The 17,917-nt window shown below is 55.5% G+C and carries 12 protein-coding genes and 1 pseudogene; 4 read left to right on the plus strand and 9 right to left on the minus strand.

The window, feature by feature from the left end; translation table 11 throughout:
* Nucleotides 1-88 precede the first annotated feature (88 nt).
* From ACZRN6_RS25480 to yejK, 4 genes are all read left to right on the plus strand, one after another.
* Nucleotides 89-1,615, plus strand: a complete 1,527-nt coding sequence (locus ACZRN6_RS25480; RefSeq protein ID WP_115284357.1) for a hypothetical protein — start codon at nt 89-91, stop codon at nt 1,613-1,615.
* Nucleotides 1,608-6,029, plus strand: a complete 4,422-nt coding sequence (locus ACZRN6_RS25485; RefSeq protein WP_115284356.1) for an NACHT domain-containing protein — start codon at nt 1,608-1,610, stop codon at nt 6,027-6,029. The genes ACZRN6_RS25480 and ACZRN6_RS25485 overlap by 8 nt, the downstream gene beginning before the upstream one ends.
* Nucleotides 6,029-7,468, plus strand: a complete 1,440-nt coding sequence (locus tag ACZRN6_RS25490; RefSeq protein ID WP_115284355.1) for a multidrug DMT transporter permease — start codon at nt 6,029-6,031, stop codon at nt 7,466-7,468. Before ACZRN6_RS25485 ends, ACZRN6_RS25490 begins: the two co-directional genes overlap by 1 nt.
* 615 nt (nt 7,469-8,083) lie before the next feature.
* Entirely contained in the window at nt 8,084-9,085 is a 1,002-nt protein-coding gene (gene yejK / locus ACZRN6_RS25495; RefSeq protein WP_115284354.1) for a nucleoid-associated protein YejK, read from the plus strand.
* 16 nt (nt 9,086-9,101) lie between these two features.
* On the opposite strand, the gene ACZRN6_RS25500 is transcribed toward yejK, so the two are convergent.
* The 9 genes and pseudogenes from ACZRN6_RS25500 to ACZRN6_RS25540 form a co-directional block, all read right to left on the minus strand.
* Nucleotides 9,102-9,524 carry a coiled-coil domain-containing protein gene (locus ACZRN6_RS25500; protein WP_115284353.1) on the minus strand — a complete coding sequence of 141 codons (423 nt, stop codon included), beginning with the start codon at nt 9,522-9,524 and terminating at the stop codon, nt 9,102-9,104.
* Nucleotides 9,521-11,401, minus strand: a complete 1,881-nt coding sequence (locus tag ACZRN6_RS25505; protein WP_212549656.1) for a site-specific integrase — start codon at nt 11,399-11,401, stop codon at nt 9,521-9,523. Before ACZRN6_RS25505 ends, ACZRN6_RS25500 begins: the two co-directional genes overlap by 4 nt.
* Entirely contained in the window at nt 11,398-13,077 is a 1,680-nt protein-coding gene (locus ACZRN6_RS25510; protein ID WP_115284352.1) for a hypothetical protein, read from the minus strand. The genes ACZRN6_RS25505 and ACZRN6_RS25510 overlap by 4 nt, the downstream gene beginning before the upstream one ends.
* Entirely contained in the window at nt 13,077-14,225 is a 1,149-nt protein-coding gene (locus ACZRN6_RS25515; protein WP_115284351.1) for a tyrosine-type recombinase/integrase, read from the minus strand. The genes ACZRN6_RS25510 and ACZRN6_RS25515 overlap by 1 nt, the downstream gene beginning before the upstream one ends.
* Nucleotides 14,226-14,359: 134 nt before the next feature.
* Nucleotides 14,360-14,647, minus strand: a pseudogene (locus ACZRN6_RS25520) (nucleoid-associated protein); the annotation flags it as partial.
* An 86-nt stretch (nt 14,648-14,733) separates the two neighbouring features.
* Nucleotides 14,734-15,039, minus strand: a complete 306-nt coding sequence (locus tag ACZRN6_RS25525) for a hypothetical protein (RefSeq protein WP_078468048.1) — start codon at nt 15,037-15,039, stop codon at nt 14,734-14,736.
* Nucleotides 15,040-15,172: 133 nt separating this feature from the next.
* A complete protein-coding gene (locus tag ACZRN6_RS25530) occupies nt 15,173-15,487 on the minus strand; it encodes a hypothetical protein (protein WP_078468047.1) in 315 nt (104 codons plus the stop codon).
* Nucleotides 15,488-15,624: 137 nt separating this feature from the next.
* Nucleotides 15,625-16,680: a hypothetical protein gene (locus tag ACZRN6_RS25535; protein ID WP_464009163.1), complete on the minus strand. Its 1,056-nt coding sequence runs from the start codon at nt 16,678-16,680 to the stop codon at nt 15,625-15,627.
* On the minus strand, nt 16,677-17,549 hold the full coding sequence (locus ACZRN6_RS25540; protein WP_284184516.1) for a hypothetical protein: 873 nt from the start codon (nt 17,547-17,549) through the stop codon (nt 16,677-16,679). Before ACZRN6_RS25540 ends, ACZRN6_RS25535 begins: the two co-directional genes overlap by 4 nt.
* Nucleotides 17,550-17,917: the final 368 nt, after the last annotated feature.

Raw genomic sequence — 17,917 nt, forward strand, 5'->3', positions numbered from 1 at the left:
ATCCACGCGGAAGCCTAACCCTCTGCCGTCATACGGTTGCGCATGAGTCCAAGATAAATAGGAATATCCACAAGAGCTACCCCAGCACATGACTGAGTCATTTTCCCGCGACGAAATCGAATGCAGTCTCGCTGAACTGCAGGCGCGCGTCGGCATCGCACTAGCTCCTTTTGAAGCGAGCTCGGCAATGCACTGTCTGCTGGACATGTTGCGTGCTGTCGAGGAGCTGATCAACTTACACACCATTGACTGGGATGACGATGACTTCGAGAGGCAGCTGTTTGGGTTCCCTGTCATACACAGTGCCGAGAGCATGCTTCTGCTCAAGAGCATTCGCAAGACTCTGGCTACACGGCTAGAACAACCTCTTGTCGATAGACTCACGATGTTGATCCTTCAGGGGGCTGCCATCGGTATGGCGTTTATACTCCATGGTCCTGCTGAGGCGGCGAGTGGCTTTCAGACTCTCGCGACGATGATGGGCTACATGCAGTCGAGGCGACGGCATCTCGTGGGATTACTGCACTTCATTCCGACAGCGTGTCGAGGGACCAATCTCATAAGAAAGGAGGATGCCCTCAACGTTTTCCTGCCCATTGTGGAGTTCAACGCAACTCCGATGATGGGGGCTCAGTATGCCTTGATGGTCAAAGACGCCCAGAAGCTGCTGGGTATCGCGGACGATGCCAGCGCCGAGACGGCCATGCTAAACGGGTTGTTTCTAGAGCCGGAGCGCTCCTCTATCACCGAGATGCCCAATTCACCAGAAGCGTGCCAGATCCTGAAGGCCAAGGAGCAGGTTCCGCCTGATCGCTTATTCTCGGCCGCAGAACTTAGAAATGACATCCTCATGTGTGAAGCCGTGTACGCTGAGTTCGACCTTAGAGGGACCGAATTCGCCGTTGCTGCATCCTTGATACGCCGCCTTTCCAAGGAATTCATTGAGGACGACTATTGGATTCGTATTTCCACCAAAGATCTGGCCAGGGTTGCTGCGGAGGAAAGTGCAGCACGGTCTCTCGTGGCGGCATTAACTTGTGGCGCCGACACGTACATGGAGTGTCTTTCGAGTTACGCGCCGCTGGCTTTGATCGGAGATCACTATTTGTCTACCGTCACGCAACTGAGCCGATTCGCATACTCCTGGCGGGCTCGCATACTCGATCGCAGTAAGCGGTTTCAGATTCGGGCGGGCTTCATGTTTGAGGATGTGGTCAAGGACGCGCTGGAGAAGCAGGGCTTCATCGTCCAAGACATTGTGCGCATCAACCGGCAGGAATTCGACGTCGTGTCGATGCGTGACGGTATTGTTTGGAATGTCCAATGCAAGAACAACTTTGTCGACCTTGCACGTGTCGACTCAGATGCCGTCGCGTTTGCCCGATACAATCGCCGCCTCGTGCGAGCATATGAGAAGGCTTTGATAAAGGAGCGCAATCGTGAGCATCTTCTGAGGATTAAATTGGGCATTGAGTTCGTTCAGCACATGTTGGTCTCGCGTTTCCCGGTAGTAACGGATAACCCGCGTATCGTTGTCTTCAGTCGTATCACCGAATTCGCTGCACGGGCGGATGGTGTCTTAACGGCTTCCGAGGTTGAGTCCTCCCATGTCTGAAGACATAAAGAAAACCGCGATCACTGCCGCAGGTTACATGTATCAGAACTGGCAAGGCCTTAGGATCCTCTGCGACTGGCTTGATGCACCAGCTCGCTACACTAGGGTGAAGTTTGAGTGCGATGATGAGTCTGTCGCGCCGACGGGGCTCGATGACATCGTTGTTGAGCGCTCAAACGGCCTGGTTGACCTCCTGCAGGTCAAGTTCACCCCAGACCCAAATTTGCATCTGCTCTGCTGGAAATGGATGCTCGAGAGAACCGGCAAGACGGCGCGATCGAGGTCGATGCTGCGCAAGTGGTTCGATGCCTTCAAGGCGCTAGACCCAGTGCGCATTGCCGTGCTTTCGTTGACGACTAATCGCCGACCGGACGCCGATATCGAAGCTTGCCTGGATGGCGGCAAGATCTCCTTCACCAAGATCCCCGAACCCAGGCGTTCTGAGATCATCGCCCAACTTGGGGGGGAGCAAGACTGCGAGACATTCTTCAGCCAGCTGCAAATTTGTCACAGCGATAAGGGTTTCGACACGCTGGAGCAAGAGATCGACGCAAGACTTCGCAAGCACGGCACTCTTGAGGGGATTGCTACCCTCAAGAACATTGCGTTGAACTGGGCAACGCGTAAGAATTTCCCACCTCCGGACGGTTGGATCACGCTGGAGCAGGTCCGCACCATCCTGAGGTCGACGCCGCCGGCACCTTTGCCTGAGGACTTCGTTGTCCCCCCGGGTTACGAGGTTCCCGACGAAACATTTCATCGGGAGTTCGTCCGTGACACCGTCGGGGCTAAAGGGCGCGCGATCGTGCTCACAGGGCCGCCAGGCCGTGGAAAGAGCACATACCTGAGCGCGCTGTGCGACACGCTCGCCGAGCGTGAAATCCCCACCGTCCGACACCACTACTTCCTCTCCACGACGGAGCGGGGGCGCGACCGGGTGAATAGCTACGTTGTCGAACAGTCCATCGAGGCGCAGGTCAAACGGTTTCATCCAGATGTTCAGGCACCAGCGGGCGACCTGCGCTCGCTCCTCGAAGCGTGTGCTTCTCACTACAAGAAACTAGCCAAGCCATTCGTTTTTGTCCTGGACGGATTGGACCATGTCTGGCGCATTAACGCTGAGGACAAGCGGCCGCTGGACGATGTGTTCTCTCAGGTGATCCCATGCCCAGACAACATGGTGCTACTCATTGGCACCCAGCCTGTGGACGACGCCCAGTTGCCGACGGACCTGCTTGCCTTCGCGCCCAAGGCCGAGTGGCACACGTTGCCGGCGATGTCTGAGAACGCAGTTCTGTCCTATTTGCGCAAGGCGTTTCAGGAAGGCAGGCTTACGACTGGCTTCGAGGGCGAGGAAGGTGCGGAAGCGCGACTGCAGGAGGCTGCGACCGCGCTTCGCACGAAGACCAATGGCCATCCTTTGCACGTCATCTATGCTACTGCAGAGCTTGAGCATGCGGGTTGCAACTTGTCGAAGTGGGATGTCGAGCAACTGAAGGGAGACTTGAGCAGGGATGCAAAATTCTACTACGCATCGCTTTGGGGGGCTCTTCCTTCCAGTCTCAAGGACACGCTGCGGCTCGTATGTGCCTTCTCATTCTTCTGGCCTAAGTCTGCATTCGGAGAGATCGCCTCGAAAGTCGGCGTGGCGCAGCCGGACGTCGCGAAAGTGGAGCATCTGCTTCACTCTTCAGCGGCTGGCCTGAAGGTTTTTCACGAGAGTTTGGCGGTTTTCGTGCGTGGAACCGCAGACTACGTTGACCGCGTCAACGAACTGATGCCTGCTGTGGCAAGCTGGTTGGAGAGCACTGCGCCCACCTCGCTACGCGTGAACTGGCTCTGGACGGTTCAAGCAAGGTTAGGCGACCCAAAGAATCTCATCACTGGCCTCACCCGCGATTGGATCATGCTCCGACTGGAGGAGGGATATCCAGAGTCGCTCTTTGATACGTTGCTGTCCGATGCTCTGGTCGCAGCGCTGGAGACCAACAAGTTCTCTGAAGCCTATCGATTAGAGCACCTCAAGTCGCGAATGGTCGGTGGTAGTCAGTACCAGATGCAGAACGACGACATGGCCAGGTTGATCTCGTTTACTTTGATCCTGACTGAAGAGGAGGGCGTTGTACGGGAGGCCCTGGCGTCCAGGCATGAGGCGGACATCTTGCGGCTTGCCGCGCTCGGATTGGCCCTGCGTGCTCGGGGTGATGAGACTGTGGCCGAAGCATGCGGTGAAGAGGCACTTCGTCGATTTAGAGGTCTTAGCCGTTTCTCCACTAGGTACTCGTCGAGCGCCGGCTCTGATGAGTTCCAGTTTCTGGTCGATGCGTTTGCGCGGCTTGGTGCGATCGGCGCGACGCCGACAGCGCTGGCCCGGCTAGTTTCTGAAAACGGTCCGGTCGTTTGGCTGTCGCGAGTCCAAATGCTTGTTGAAGAAGGTAATTTGGATGAGTTGATGGCGGCCGCTGCGGCGCTCGCCCCAGGTGAAAGCAAGAACATCATCAGCGATGCGTGCGTCCGCGCGGCTGCGAGTATTGGAGTCAGCATCGCAGAGCGCGATGACTTCAACGAGCTTGGCAGAACCCCTTTCGTCGCTGCCGTAGAAGTGGCTAGAACGCGGGCCTCCAAACCGTTGAATGCGCCTATTCCCACTAAATGGCTAAAGGGTGACTATTACGAGCGCAAGGAAGATCTGGCGACACTTGCGCACCACTGGTTTTTCAGCACCGTTCAACTGAGCCTGTGCATGGCTGCGGAAGGTCAAACCGCCTTTGAGTTCGTGCGGGCTCCCGTCTACGAAGATCGGAGGAACATCACTGACTTCCTCAATGCGCTTTCTGTGGTCGCGGCACAGGTTGCACATCACTGGTGGCGAGGAGAGTTCGTGGACTTCCATGAGCTGTTCGAGTTGCTCAAAACGGTCGAATTCAGACGGTTCAGGCAAAGCCATGATGCGAGTTCTGCAGCCGAGGACTTCCGGAGCGCGCTGCATCGCATTGCCTGTGATATCCGCCTCGGCAGCATCCTGTTGGACCACTTCGATGACGTGGCCCTAACCGACGAAACCCTTAAAGCGGCAGGGCAGCAGGCTTGGTTTGACTGCGCGTCCTTTCGCATTCAATACGCTTCCGGATTGTTGACGAGGATGAGCGACGACGCGGCGGCTGCGTTCGTTCAGTCCCAACGTGTCTTGCTTGATGCAGAGATTCGCCAGGAAACCAGCGTTCATCTACAGATGCCGCTCCAGCTATGTGCCATTGCCTTAGCTCATGGCCTGAACTCCAGTGCTCGCGAGTTGTGCAAGCAGACGTGGGAGCTGACAACCGGCTATGCACATCGCAAAGATCCTACGCTGAACAATACGGTCGACGCCATCGGCTCCTTGGTTGATGTCGCCCCGAATGACGCTCGTCGTTTGCTCAGCATTATCGCGCCTCAGGTCCATCACGTTTTGGACTACACCGATGGGAAGGGCACCAGACATGTTCTGGCGGCCGCCGACCGACTACTTGCGAAGCTGAAGCCGTCAGCTTTGGTGACTAAGTACGAGGAGCATACTCACGCAGGTGACTGGTCGCAGGCAGAAGACAGTTTGCGGGAATACGTGGAGCGAGGTGTCAGGGATGGTTGGCCGCTTGACGCGTTGATGCGAACCGGGCTGCATCCGGAGATCCATGACGCTCTGAATAGAATTGCACAAGAAGGCATCGAAAGCGCTGGGGAGCGACTTCGAGTACTTCGGGAACATGTCGGTTGGGACATCGGGCTGCTGCAGCGAGCGGAGAGTACTGGCAGCGAGAGCGAAAACAAACCATACACCGGAGATTTCACGACTTTTGCGCCGGAACAACTCGGTGAGCTGCTCGACAGCTCCTCAGCCAGCTACAAGGAACAACTGACGCTTCTTCGTACCTGGTATCAACATTGGGAAAAGGCTGGGCAAGGAAAGCGACTTCTTGCGGCACTCGACGGTTTGCTTCTGTCGGGAGAGGGCAGGCTCCGGGGCGTTTTAGAGCTGTCTGATTTGGCATTTCAGACTAGACGCAAGCTAAGTGGCGTAAAGGCGGCATGGAAGTATCTCGTTCAGGCGCACATCCATAACGGTGCTTGGATCGGATTTATGGAGAAGGAAGAAAAGACCCGCAGCAGGCTCGATTTAGTCGTCAAGCACTATCCGCAGCGCTGCGACGAGTTCGTCACTGCGACGACCTACAGCATGTTCGGTGACCCCGAACCTCCACGAGTGGCACCTAACGAAGTGATGGTCTACTTCTATGCACAACAGGGGCGCATCGCAGAAGCCGTGAAATTTGCCGAGACGATGGTTGACTGCGTCATTGAAGACACTCGTACTTTGCCATTGGAAAAACCACGCTGGGCTAGCGAGCTAGTTCAACATGAAGGAGCGGAAAACTGATGGACGAGCTTCGCATCCTCATTGCCAGGCTTGGTTGGCCGTCGACATCTGCAAGGTGGTGGAGCATGCAGGAGCTAGCAGCTCGGCTAGGTGAGGCGGCTATGAGGGATGAAGCCGAGTGCGCGCTGCTTCAATTGCTGAGTTCGCGCAAGCTTGAGGCCGAAGTGGTCGAGGTACTGTTTATCTTCTGGACGGCCACGCAAGCGTACAACTACTCACCCACCTTCAAGCTGGCTGAAAGCATCTCGATGTCATCAGTACTTTCGGATCTGCTGCTGGAAAGCTTTGATATGTTTGCCGAAGACGACGCAGAATTGGAGGAAGCGCCCGACGACTTCGAGATTCCCCAAGACTTTGACGGTGTGCAAGGCTCAGATCTACCTCGGATGTTCCGGACTTCTATGGGCGAGCTCGAAAGCCGCACAGGGCTTCCATTCGTCCGGCAGATGGCTTTTGAATGGGCGGCGAATCGATCCGCCTACCCGGACGCCCCGTTCCAAGGAGATCCTTGGCACTTCTCGCGCCCACTAGGCGATGGTTTCATCGGACAGCTCTCCTCTCGGACAGCCCTTCGTGGTATCTCGGCATACCTTCGCACATTAGCGGTGGCCGAAGAGTTCTGGGGCATGCCAACGGATCGAGCGGAAGCTAAGGCTCTCTTGGCTTTGCCTGTTCATCCAACCTTGGCCTTGCTTAGGCCTCAGCGCCCAGTTTGGTTCCCCGCGACGACTGACTTCGACGGCGATGTAGAGGCTACCGAATCATCTGTACGAGGCTTGGTAGCCCACGTAAAAAAACTCAGGCCCGATGACGAATTGATCGCGTTCAGTTCACCAATATTTGTATCGATGGTGCGGTGTGTGGAGGTTTCACTGGTCCGGTGGTCGCAAGCGGAGGGGAGCAGAATCGCTGACACTGACTTAGCAGCACATCTGGAGGATTTCTGGGCCAATGGTCGGATGCTTCGCAGTGCGTCTTCTGAACCCTTAAGCACGACCACTATTTTCGCGCCGCCCGAGCTAGACGGGCTAATGGAGGAGCAATGTAAGGCGTGGCCACTTGCTGCGCCGCTTGGTTTCGACCGTTTAGGTTATCTCCAGCACGACTTATATCCTGGACGGCTCTTCCTTCCAACGCTACCTGGCACCTACCAAGCTGAACTTGCCCCTTGTGACGGGCGTTTGGAGGTTAAGGTAGACGAGCAGGTAATCGCGGATCTTTCTTATTGGAATGCCGGTTGGGGAGCTGTGCGACCCATTCAGTTTAGTGGTAACTGCGGTACCGCACTCATTTCACGGGGCACGGGTTATCGGGAAGGAGCTGTTTCGCCGGAAGGTACGGTACGCTCGTTCTATCTTTGGCGAGTTAGAACGCTGCACCGAGACAATACTTTTAAGTCCTTCAATCAAACGCTGACAACGGGATCCATGTTCGTTTAGTTTACCGGCACCTCACAGGCTTCGTTTGTCCAACCCCTGGACCCGTGGATTTAGAGAATTAAAACCGTCGAGATGTTGCCGCTGACCGAAAACTGACCCAGTAAAGGCTGTTGGTCAGTTTTCAATCAGTGCCAACATGCAGCAGCTTACCTTGAGTACCACATACGTTGAGCTGCTAAAGAATCTGAATCCGCACAGGGGAAATGCAGCTGATGGCCATTGCTGGTCGATTACGGTTAGAAGCTCAACTGGTCAAGTCCCATGCAAACAGTTGGTCAGGTCGTATGCAAACAGCTGGTCAAGTCAGTGCAATTACCCAATCAGGTCCGCTGCCGCGAAGAAACGCGCTTAATCCCCACCTGAGTCACCCGTTAAGCCGGCGCTGAGCTTTGATGTGGAGCTTAATTTCCCGCAGGCCCTGAGCGCCCCTCACCTCATGAGGGTCATCCTCGGCAGCAGGATGTCCGCTGGTACAGTAAAGTTACCGACCGTGTCCCATGATAGTTGGCGTAATGCGTCTTGCACTGTCGGTGAATACCGCGCTAAAAAGCAACGCTTCCGTCGGTCTGCTCCGTGCAGATTTTCTTAATAACTCCCCATACAGGAAGCGCTCTGATGCCTATCCGTCATTGCATTGTTCATCTGATCGACAAAAAGCCCGACGGAACACCTGCTGTTCTCCACGCCCGCGATTCCGAGCTTGCCGAGTCGACCGCCATCGAGAACCTGCTGGCTGACCTCAACGACAGCTATAACGCCAAACAAGGCAAGGCCTGGGGGTTCTTCCATGCCGAGTCCGGCGCGTACCCGTTCAGCGGCTGGTTGAAAGAGTATTTCGACGGTAGCCAGGATTTCACCAGCTTTAGCCGCGTGGCCATAAAGCATTTGCAGACGCTGATGGAGGCGTCCAACCTCTCCACCGGCGGCCATGTGCTGTTCGCACACTACCAGCAAGGCATGACAGAATATCTCGCCATCGCCCTGCTGCACCACAGCGAAGGGGTGGCGGTGAATGCCGAGCTGGACGTGACCCCGTCACGCCACCTGGACCTCGGCCAGTTGCACCTAGCGGCGCGGATCAACCTGTCGGAGTGGAAGAACAACCAGAACTCCAAGCAGTACATCTCGTTCATCAAGGGCAAGAACGGCAAGAAGGTCTCAGAGTACTTCCGCGACTTCATCGGTTGTCAGGAGGGAGTCGACGGCCCGGGCGAGACCCGTACTCTGCTGAAGGCCTTCAGCGACTACGTCGAAAAAGAGGACCTGCCAGAGGAGTCTGCGCGGGAGAAGACCCAGACCCTTGTCGACTACGCCACCACGCAGACCAAGCTTGGCGAGCCGGTGACTCTCGAAGAGCTCTCTAGCCTTATTGACGAGGACCGCCCACAGGCGTTCTACGATCACATCCGAAACAGTGACTATGGTTTATCGCCAGAGATTCCGGCCGACAAACGCACCCTGAACCAGTTCCGCCGCTTCACCGGGCGCGCCGAAGGGCTGTCGATCAGCTTTGAAGCGCACTTACTGGGCGAAAAGATCGAATACGACGAAGCCGCCGGTACCTTGATTATTAAGGGCTTACCAACTCAACTCGTCGATCAGCTAAAGCGCCGCTGAACATAGGTTTACAACTCTAGGCATCGAAGCGCATCAGATCCGTCACCTTGCGATCGTTCACCTTGGCTTTGAGCAGACGGTTCTCCTCTAATAGCATTTCATTCAGGGACGCGAGACTGGCGATTTTGGCCCGGAGTTCCTCTATCTCATGCCGGCGGGCTGCGGATTTCTCGCGCTCAGCAATCAAGTCGTGATGTTTCACATCACGCATAGTGCGACTGGAGCGCCCCTGAGCTTCGCGGATAGTCTCAGCAATTTTGGGGTAGTAGTTGTGGATGAGCGCTGTCGATACGCCAGCCTCGCGGGCGACGGCGGCGATGGTAATCTTGGTTTCTCCGGAATGGGAGCGCCCTTTCTGGATACGATAAAGGGCGAGCCGCAGATCCTTCTCGCGATCCTCAGCCGGTTTGTAGTGGGTTGCCTTCTTCGTGGGCTTCATGCGAGCGGAGTCTCCAGAGGCATCCCTAACTGAGTGAGTACGTTGTGGCACCGAGTCAGGTCGCGTTCAACGCGTTGGCGGCCACCGTCGCCAATGTCTGGGCACTGCAGCAGACCTTTCAACTCCTCGTAGAGCCGCTGGTACATCGCCGTGTGTCTACTCCCGATCACGGCATTATTGCAGTTGCCGCATCGAGTGCGATCAAGGGTATTGCCGATGCAACCGTCATTGTCCGCCGTGCACCAAGCATGTCCATTACTACGAATTGCAGTGCTCTCGGCAATGGACTTCAGCATTGAGGCATGGTCCTTGAATATCAGTAAGTTCTGCGGCTCTCGCTGCCACTGCTTGAGGGTGCGACCGTAGCCCCCGGCCAGAGGTGCCTCACCGAACCAGTCATCGACGACGCCGAGCTTGATATCATCCAACTCAGCCTGAGTATCGGTATACAGCTCAAGATCCAAATGCTGCCCCCAACTGTCGTCCATGCTGTAGCCTAAGGTCATGTCCAGCGTCCAATGCGCGTAATGTTCCTTGAGATAGCGCAAGTCACCGAAGCGGCTATGCGCGGCATAGTTGGCGAACTTGCGGCGGAACTGGTGGCTGGTGAGGTTCCAGCTCAGCCCACACTCCTTGGCGAATTCCTTCAGATAAAAGTTCCAAGTAGCGTTGCAAACTGTGCGTACTTGATCGCCTCCCAGAGTTACACCGAGGAAGAGCGCATGGCGGTGCTTGTTTGTCTCGACGATCTGCGGATCATGCGGGTTGGACCGGCGTCGCTTCTGGAGTTCGGCGGTGATCATGGCCTGATATGGCAGGGCCCAGCGCTCCATCAGTCGCAGCGCGCGTACGGCTGCCTCAGGTATCATCCATTGATGGATGCCCGCATCGGTCTTGTCCGAGCGTGAGCGCATCCAGTGATAGACCGTGCCCTGATTGTCCTGGGTCCGCAAGTGCGAACCCGATTGTATGTTCGCCAGCTCGTGGTTGCGGCAACCAGAGGTGCTGGCCATAACGATATAACAGGACGTACGCAGATCAATGAGTGCTTTGTTGAGTGTCTTCAGGCCACCCTTCCAAGCCAGGGCCTCTAGGTGTCGGTTCTTTGCGACATTGACTGTTGTGTATGATTTCCCCTTTCGCTGCACCGTGAGGGCATCAAGAGCATCGCGAAGGTCAAGTAATTGTTGACCGCGCTCAACCTGCTGGTAGGCTCGCTCGAATAGGGTGCAGAACACATCATCGGGAATCAGGGGCGTTTTGCTTTCTTGGGCACCAAGACCGGTGAGCCCCGCCAATGCCTTTGCGGAAGTCTCAGGCCAGGGATGCGTTGGTATTCGGTCTTCGGTGTACTGACTAAGTTCATAGAGCGCTTCGACGGCCTTGAGGCGAGTCTCCAGTCCCCTTTGCGACAGTGGCTTACCACTGTATCGGCTGGTTTGCCGGTGCGCCTTGCAGGTATTCACAAAGGCTGCGCAAACCATTGGGGTCACCGCGCCCATATGATCGAGCTTAAGCACCTCCAGATGACGTAAAAATGGCATTGCATCATGGAAGAGAGCCTTCATCGAGCTGCCTTTAGGCCGCGTGCCCCCTCGTCGCCCACGTCGTAGATAGCGGTACAACATCGCTTTCATAACCGCTCGAAACGCCATTGGCACGAGGTTGAAATCCAATCGTTTCTGGCAAGCTGGCACGTTGCTGGTGAAGCCGTCGAGCTGCCAGATGTCGTCACCATACCGGCTGAGGATAACCCACAGCCCATCGACTTGGGTCGCGCTAATGATCAAGGTGTCGCGTTCGTGGAGTCCACGCACATCGCTAGGTTGGGCTGTAAAGGCGTCCCAGGACAGCACTGCTAGAAGGTTGTCATTCATGCAAATACCTCCAGGCTTTCGATCAGATCAATCGACCAGAACGGATGTGGCTGGGTGCGAGCATGCTCACGCGCGGCCTCCACCGCTGCGACTCTGAAAGTGCCGCGCCTCAGCCCTTCGTCAATGATGTAGTGATCGATTAAGCGGGGAATGTGAGCGTATTCCCGTGCCCAGAGCCTTTTATCCATGCGCGAGCGTTCGGCCAGCACGCGGAAGTAGAAACTGAACAGTTTGTACAAATCTTCGGCGGTTACTGCGTAGTGCTTGCAGCGCAGGCAGTTGATGAAGTTCATACAAGTCGCACCCTCTCGCTTAGGAGCGTACTGGCCGTTCTCCGGGTCGGCGCAGCGTCCCATGGGAGTGTCTCGATAGGTTGTACCGATGGTCCGAGTCAATAACTCCTGCACCAATATCTCTCCCATGAACTGCCAGTTGCGACGGGACTCTTCACTGGGCGCTAAATAGTGTTGGTCGGTGATCTGTACGGTGTTTCCGAGTGCTGCGGCGGTGGTTGCAGCGTCTCCGCCGGTCAGCTCGAAGATACCGCTGGCGAACGTCTTGCGCAGGCGTGAGATGTTGATGCGCAGCGGCTCTCCATCGCTGTCGGTCAGGCTATATCTAGCTACAAGTCGAGTTACCGCGACTGCCACCGCTGATGAATTCAACGCTGTGACGTTGCCGACACTTTTCGAGGCGCGAGTACGATACAGCCATACACGGCCCTTTAGGTCGGCCGGAGCCTCCGTATCCAAAGGTTCGGTCAGGACCATCACACGACGAATCAGACGTTCCACGCTGGTTCTTACGCTCGGCGTGGATTCAAGATGGCGTTCGACGTCCGACTCTGCGCGGAGGGCCACCTTGCTGGTGTTGTATCCTCGCCGCTTCCACAGAACCAGGAATACGGTGTCATCTTTCGGGTGCGGGCGTAGGCAGTTACGGCCCATTTCCAAGAGTGGCGTGTTATTACGCCCGGTGTGCAGCGCCACAACCAACAGTGCGAATGCCAGCAGCTCGCCGGTTACAGACACGCCGTCGGTCCATATCGGCTTGATGGCTTGCCGCAATGCCGCAGTGAAGGCTTGTCGTTCTCTGTTGGTTAATGCGGTCTCGCTCTTGAACTTGTGGTTACTATTCGGGAAGGGCGTGCTCGGGAAGGTGGCCATATCGCCGGAGGCGATCAGAGGAATCAGCCCACGTTGCCCCAAGGCAAATAGTACCGGCTTAGTTTGCGTGTAAAGCGTCTTTTGAGACGTTGTTGCGACACCTAGCCCCGCCAGATGACCTAGGTAACCGTCGATCAAGTCTCGGTTTATGTCGCTCAACAGTAAGTCACGGCCAAAAGCGGCTGCCCGGAGCATGCAACAGTCGAGGAAGTTGCGCAGTCCATTTACGCAGTAGCCCGCCACGGTAGTGGTGGCGATGGTGCCATCTTGGCCGGCTAGGAAGCGTTCGATTTGGCGCTGACATGCGTAGGCGATGGAATCAATTCCGACGTCGTACCAGCGAGCAAAGTCGAAGGAACGGCTCTTGGACGTATTCCTTCCAAACTCGACGATAGTGTTACTCGCAGGGATAGCCTGGGGAAGGATGACCACATTGCCGGCCGAGTCGTGGCGGTGTTCGACTTGGGGAATGCTGAGGTCGCTCCTCACAAATACCTTGCGCTTACGCATCAGGCTGTCCCTGCCAGTGTGTTCAACTCCTCGTCATAGGCCAGTACGGCTTCGTCGGCCATTTCGTTGATCAGATGCAGGTACACCATAGTCGTCTGAATCGAGCTGTGACCAAGTTGTCGCTGTAGGAATACAAGAGGATCCAGCCCGTTCGCGGGGTTGCGCTGAAGGCTGACCAGCGTGTGCGTAGCGTAGGTGTGTCTGAGGATATGCGTATGGACCCTAATGCCAACCCGCCTACCGGTTTCGTTGATGATCCGGTTAAGGCTCTTGCCGTCCTCGGCGTAAGGCTCTCCGAACTGATTGAGAAATAGCGCTTTTTGAGGAGGCTTGCTCGGTGAAACGCGCTCGCCACGCACCTTCATCACGTAGCGGTAGAGTTCGGCCATGAACGTGCGGCTCAGATAAATTGTTCGCGGCTTGCTGCCTTTCGTCACCATGCCACTTCCGTCAAAGGGGTCGAGACAAATGCGCAGGTTACGCTCGGTTCCTTGCACCTTGTCTGGATCGAAAACATAGGCCAGTGGGAAGGCTGCGATTTCCTCGCGGCGTAGGCCCGAGTGCAACGCGAGGCGTATCATCATTCGATGATGGGGATTTTCCGCAGCGGCCAAGAGCGACTTGATTTCATGCATGCTCAAAAACTTGGGCAGGGCTTTGTAGCTACGCGGCATCACGTCGTTTGCCATGGTCTTGCCACCGCTGGAGCCGACATGTTCAAGGAAGGTTTCTTGACTTCGTACGATGCGCTCTTCGTACGCAAAGGGTAGGCGTTTCACCCAACCCTCCTCCAGTGCGTATTCATAGAACTTGCAGATGTAAGTCAAGCGTTGGCGAGTGCTGTTCGGTGCCAGCTTGCATGTCGTTAAGCAATAGTCTCGATAGGCCGCCACAAGGCTTTTTGCCTCGCCACGCTGTACGTCAACCCAGCCAATGTCATGGGCTTCAAGAAAGCTGAAGAAGTCGTACAGTGCGCGTCCGGTACTTGGCCAGGATCGCTTGGAACCAATGGCTGCACGAAGCAGGTAGTGACGGAAGAACTGATTAGCGGGGGCGCAGCTCTCCATCGAGTTCCAAAGCAGAATAGGAAACCCTGGATGGGGTTGCCCGGCGATCACCAAATCTTCAGTAGCCCAAACAAGTTCCATGGATGGCCCCCAACATTGGCGCCTATCGTGGTCTCAGGTAGAGCTAAGGGGCCTTAAGCAGCCTTGGAAGCGCCTGAGCTTCTAAATGTCTGTATGGCATAGCACAAATATTTAACGTTCTCTAGGTGCCAGAACATCAGCTTGGTCAAATGTTCGATCGACACATTCGAGAATTCGAGGAAAGTAGTTTCCTGCTTCAAATATTTGCTGAGCCAGCCACTGAATGGGTGAGCGCCTGATTCTGGATGAAACAAGCCCCAGGCCTTTCCCTGCTTGGCGTTGTAGGCGTCATTCAGATCTGCCATCAGGGTTTCAGTCGTCTGAGACTCTGCCGGCAGTTCGTGGTCAGCAAAAAGGATGACCGCGGGATTGCCGTCGGGTTTTTTGTCGATATGGTGAATGACAATCTGCTTTATAGGCATGGTGGCGCGTCCTGTACTTGGCTGTTCTGGCGTATGAGTTCCGCCAGATCTAGGCCCCGCAATATGCGAGGGCATAATTGATGAGGTTAAGCAGGGATCAAGGCCCGGCGAGCTGCACGAGCAAAGTCAGCAAGATCGGCATGCTGAATCCACTCCTCAATCATCAGTGCAGCGTTGGGAGTCGTTCTTTGAGCCACCAGCAGGCCAGCTTCAGCTGCGTGAATACGCTGAAGCGGATCAAGCTCATAGCCAGTAGCGGCCTCGATCAAGCTGAGCAGCTCGTATGGCTCCTTGGAGAAACTGGCAAACGGATTGATCACAGCACTTGGCTGGTCACTGCTGAATTGCAAGAGAGTGCCCATCACAAGGGGCTGAGGCTCTAGGTTGATCATGGTATTTGGTCGACTCTCGGTCTCTGGCGTCTAATGGCCATCATAACTTGTGATTCGCCAAGGCCCAGCCAGATGCCCCCTCTCAAATTCGTCGTGGCCTTTTGAGTGCTCAACCGCACAGGTTCAGAGTTACTCACGGCTTAGTCCGCTGGCGGCACAAGAGAGCCACGATCAGGAGAATCCCTGCGATTACGAGGATGATGCTGGGTAAAGGAACTCCAAGGATTTGAAAATCTGCAACCATACCCAGCAGAGGTATAAACCGCTGACCTGGGTCTGGGCGGTGCGCTGATAGGTAGGCGCCTACCACCGCAAACCAAACTGAAGCCATCAGGATGGCTGGTTGAAACAAGTTGATGATGAGGCCGGCAACGGCCCCAAGTACCACACCGAACAGAATGTAAGGTGCGAGGATGAGCAGGAATGCAAGTTCCAGGAGAGAGTACATGCAAGAGCCCCAGGTCAGTGCCTCGCTGACTTGGTTTGAGCAAGATCTAACGAGGCTGGTTGATGACCTGTTGCAACATAACGCCGCCAGCCCTTTTGACTAGGGGCGCCTTGACAGTCTAGCGATCGAGGCTTGACTCAATCCCCCATCGTATTAATCAACTGCATGAGGTTTACGGGCTTGGCGCGGGGCATTTCGTCACTGACATACAGATACTTGTGATCGAAGGCCTCCTTCCGGCGACTGCTCTCAAGCTCAATGGACGAGGAGATCCGATTGATACGCGCCTGCTGATTCTTAAGTGCGGCGACATAACCCTCATACTGCACAGCCACCTCATGGATAGAAGTCAGCAAGATCACGCCGTTGTACCACTGCCCCAGGGCAATTTGAGAAGGTACCATCCTCAAGAAACGGAAGCGCCCCCCCCCTTGAAACCCTGCCTGCAGCAGCACCACCGCACAGAAAATGTCCACGAGGCGAAGGGTTGCGGGGAAATGATCACCAAAGGCGCCTTGAGCGTGAACCGCAACGACGGCGTAAAGCACATCAGGGTGAAAACCGGCGAGTTCGGGAAACCAGCTCACCATCTTTTGCGACACGTCTTTAACCCGCTCGGTTTGATCACTGCCATCAAATAGCTCATAGATCAGGTCGCCAGCCAGCTGCTCAAGTACCACAGACGTGGTCGCTGCCTCCACCCTTGTGAGTAGTTCGCCCGATGTTGCTGCCTCGGTTAACTGAGCAACGGCTTTTTCATTCTTCCGGTTGATGATGCTTTCAGCGCGAACTTGGAGTTCGATCGATACGGGAGGCAGGAAAACCTTGTTCTCCAGATCCTTCGACCATGCAAACCTTTCACGATGGTCAATAGCCGGTGGCGCAACGTAATCGGGGAACAAGTCAGAAAGATCGGACTCGGCTAGCCATGGCTCAACTTCGTAATAGGTGTTCTGCAAAGACTGACGATCGGCGTGGCTAACGCGAATAGCCTTACCATCCAAGCCCCAAATTGTTAAGTTTCCGCGCCCCCCTCCACGCAGAATCTCTTGAGAACCGGCGAACAGATTTGGCACAAGATCCAGCTCATGCGGATTGGCTGCAGGTTGGTTCAGCGGGTCAGTGACAGCCCCCGGGGAACGAGCGCCAGGCTTAAGCTGATACACAAGGTCATTACCTTTCGGCACACTCAAAGAGTTATGCCCCTGCGACGACCCCCCTGTACATATGTACCAGTCAGGGTCATGGCAAGACCTTCTGCGACTTCAATATCGGTCAGAAACAACCGAGGCAAGAAGCTACCGTGTGCTTTGTGGCGGATACCACGACCGATGCACACTCCAGATTCTACATACAGCCAGACTGCCTCATGATCTGGGACCGTGAGCCCGTCCTGGATGAGTTGCGAGAGTGGAATCCAGCATTGGGGAATGAGGGTCTCGCGAAGGTAGGTGTCGATGGCATCATCGGAGCCAGCATCAAACAAGCCATTTGGATTGATGATCGCTTCTTTGAAGCGCGAAGAGAGAATGGCGTCGTAGAGCACAGTGAACGTGCCCCAGTGGAAAGCTGCGACTTTATGCTTAACGCACAGCTCAAAGCTCGGGGCCCCGTTACGGAAGAATCGCAGCTGCTCATCATGCCACTTGGGCGTCGACACACCTATGTCCTGCGCCAAGTGCGAACTTGCTGCAACCCCGCGAGCCTTCAGCCTAGCAGAGCGCAAAGCTTCAACAGTGAACTGGTCGATACTAAGCCCATACAATCGAGCCCGGCCTGCGCGCAGCCATGCTTCAACAAAGGGAATGTTCGCGACCTTTACCAATCCATCCGCTGCGACAAGCCGAATATCGAACCGGGTGATCGGGGCCGCCGGCGCAGGAATCACGTCTTCAGCAGCTTTAATCACTTCATGAAAGTCGTTGTAGCCGAAAACCTTGGCAACCAGCTCACGCATGCGGTCAGGGTTCTTATGATCAATGAGATCAAGCCCGCGGAACAGACGTTTCGCGATGCCTTTGAATTCTTGGATATCGGTTTTCTGAAATGGGATACGGGTCATCACAATCGCCTTGAAGGTTACGCCTGGCCAATGCCTAGACGTGAAGGTATGCGCGATGAACGATGGTTGCTGGCTGACCTGTGGTGTGCGCAAAACCGACTTCAGGGTGTGACGTGTATCAGTAACTCGTTGCACAGCTGATGAAGCTCTTTATCCCGAGGTAACACGTACCAAGCCACGCCAGCGGCCCATTTCGAGACCCGGAAATCATAGGGCATCAGAAAACAGCTTGGCAAGATGATTTTTGGTTGAGTGCTTTTTGCTGGCTTCGTGAAGGTGGCTGAACCAAGTCGGACCTATATGAAAATTTTCGCCCTGCTGGCCATAAAAAACCGACGGCATTTTATCGGCTTGCCTACCTTGGGAGC

The organism is Pseudomonas sp. A125 (assembly GCF_055409485.1).